At 67.3% G+C, this 2640-nt stretch carries 2 protein-coding genes; both read left to right on the top strand.

Annotation, left to right across the window (positions count from 1 at the left end; all coding sequences use genetic code 11):
* The coding region (locus tag C2L58_RS30340; protein WP_103341100.1) for a family 2B encapsulin nanocompartment shell protein at positions 1 to 1256 on the top strand (1256 nt) is incomplete at its 5' end.
* The coding region (locus tag C2L58_RS30335; RefSeq protein WP_103341099.1) for a family 2B encapsulin nanocompartment shell protein at positions 1253 to 2640 on the top strand (1388 nt) is incomplete at its 3' end. The genes C2L58_RS30340 and C2L58_RS30335, both read left to right, overlap by 4 nt.

Here is a 2640-nt window from a genome sequence, read left to right as displayed (position 1 = left end):
TCGCCGCCGGCTCCTACCGCGTCAACCGCCGCCTCTCCTACGCCGTCGGCGACGGCCGCGTCACCTTCACCACCACCGGCACCCACGTCCGCGTCATCCCCCCCGAACTCGGCGAACTCGCCCCCCTGCGCGGCTACGACGACGAAGACGTCCTCACCGAACTCGCCGACCGCTTCACCCAACACGAATACGCCCCCGGCGACGCCCTCGTCGAATTCGGCTCCCCCGCCGACCAGGTCTTCCTCCTCGCCCACGGCAAAATCACCAAAATCGGCACCGGCGCCTACGGCGACCACATCGTCCTCGGCACCCTCGCCGACGGCGACCACTTCGGCGAAACCACCCTCACCCGCGACGACGGCATCTGGGAATTCACCGCCAAAGCCGTCACCACCTGCACCGTCCTGTCCCTCCCCCGCACCGCCTTCGACGACATCCTCACCCGCTCCGACACCCTCCGCACCCACCTGCAGAACTACCTCGACCGCGGCGCCACCGCCAGCAACGACCACGGCGAAGCCGAAATCTCCCTCGCCTCCGGCCACGACGGCGAACCCCAACTCCCCGCCACCTTCGTCGACTACGAAACCCGCCCCCGCGAATACGAACTGTCGGTAGCGCAGACGGTCCTACGCGTCCACTCCCGCGTCGCCGACCTCTACAACCAACCCATGAACCAGATCGAACAACAACTCCGCCTCACCGTCGAAGCCCTACGCGAACGCCAAGAACACGAACTGATCAACAACACCGACTTCGGGCTCCTGCCCAACACCGACTTCGCCCAGCGCATCCCCACCCGCACCGGCCCACCCACCCCCGACGACCTCGACCACCTGCTCACCCTCGTCTGGAAAGACCCCAGCTTCTTCCTCGCCCACCCCAAAACCATCGCCGCGTTCGGCCGCGAATGCACCAAAGCCGGCCTCTACCCCACCAGCGTCGACCTCGCCGGCCACCAAGTCCCCTCCTGGCGCGGCATCCCCCTCCTCCCCTGCAACAAAATCCCCATCACCGACACCCGCACCAGCTCCATCCTGCTCATGCGCACCGGCGAACAAACCCAAGGCGTCGTCGGCCTCCACCAAACCGGACTCCCCGACGAATACCAACCCGGCCTCAACGTCCGATTCATGGGCATCAACGAACAAGCCATCATCTCCTACCTCGTCTCCGCCTACTACTCCGCCGCCGTCCTCGTCCCCGACGCCCTCGCCGTCCTCGAAAGCGCCGAAATCGGCCGGGAAACCCCGTGACCCTCACCGAAGAAACCACCTCGGTGCAACTGACACTCAGTGTCCGAGCGGCACGGACACTGACCACCACCACCAAAACGCTGCCGCAGATGCGCGGCATCACCACCCGCTGGCTGCTCTCCCAGCTCCCCTGGGTCGACGTCCCGGCCGGGTCCTACCGGGTCAACCGGCGCCTCACCTACACCCTCGGCGACGGCAAACTCTCCTTCTACACCACCGGCGCCCGCGTCCACGTCGTCCCCGCCGAACTCACCGAACTCCCCCTCCTCCGCCACTTCGGCGACGAAACCGCCCTCGGCGCACTGGCCGACGCGTTCGAGCAACGCGAATACGAACCCGGCGACACCCTCGTCACCGCCGGCAACCCCCTCGACAGCCTCTTCCTCCTCGCCCACGGCAAAATCACCCGCCACGCCACCGGCCCCTACGGCGACGAACTCCACCTCGCCACCGCCACCGACGGCGACCACTTCGGCGAAGAACTCCTCAGCCCCCACCCCGGCACCTGGACCTACACCGCCCGCGCCGCCACCCGCGTCATCGCCCTCGTCCTGCCCGCCGCGGCCTACGCCCGCCTCAACGGCCGCACCGAAACCCTCCGCACCCACGTCACCGAAGCACTGGCCCAACCACGCAAACCCCAAAACACCAAAGGCGAAGCCGCGATCGACCTCGCCGCCGGCCACGACGGCGAACCCCTACTCCCCGGCACCTACGTCGACTACGACCCCTCCCCCCGCGAATACGACCTCGCCGTCGCCCAAACCGTCCTGCGCGTCCACAACCGCATCACCGACCTCTACAACCAGCCCATGAACCAACTCGAACAACAACTCCGCCTCACCGTCGAAGCGTTGCGGGAACGCCAAGAACACGAACTGATCAACAACACCGACTTCGGGCTCCTGCACAACACCGACCTCAAACAACGCATCCCCACCCGCACCGGCCCACCCACCCCCCTCGACCTCGACGACCTCCTCTGCCGCCGCCGCAAAACCCGCTTCTTCCTCGCCCACCCCCACGCCATCGCCGCGTTCGGCCGAGAATGCACCAACCGCCGCATCTACCCCGACACCATCCTGCTCGACGGCAAACCCGTCACCGCCTGGCGCGGCGTCCCGATCCTGCCCTGCGACAAAATCCCCATCACCCCCACCGGCACCACCTCGATCCTCGCCATGCGCACCGGCGAAGACGACGCCGGCGTCATCGGCCTCCGCCCCAAAACACTCCCCGACGAATACCAACCCGGACTCAACATCCGACAAATGAACACCAGCGACCACGCCATCACCTCCTACCTCGTCAGCGCCTACCACTCCGCCGCCGTCCTCGTCCCCGACGCCCTCGGCACCCTCGACGACGTCCAGGTCGGTCGCTG

Source organism: Amycolatopsis sp. CA-126428 (assembly GCF_002904335.1).
GTDB lineage: Bacteria > Actinomycetota > Actinomycetes > Mycobacteriales > Pseudonocardiaceae > Amycolatopsis.
This window is presented reverse-complemented; position numbering and strand designations above follow the sequence as displayed.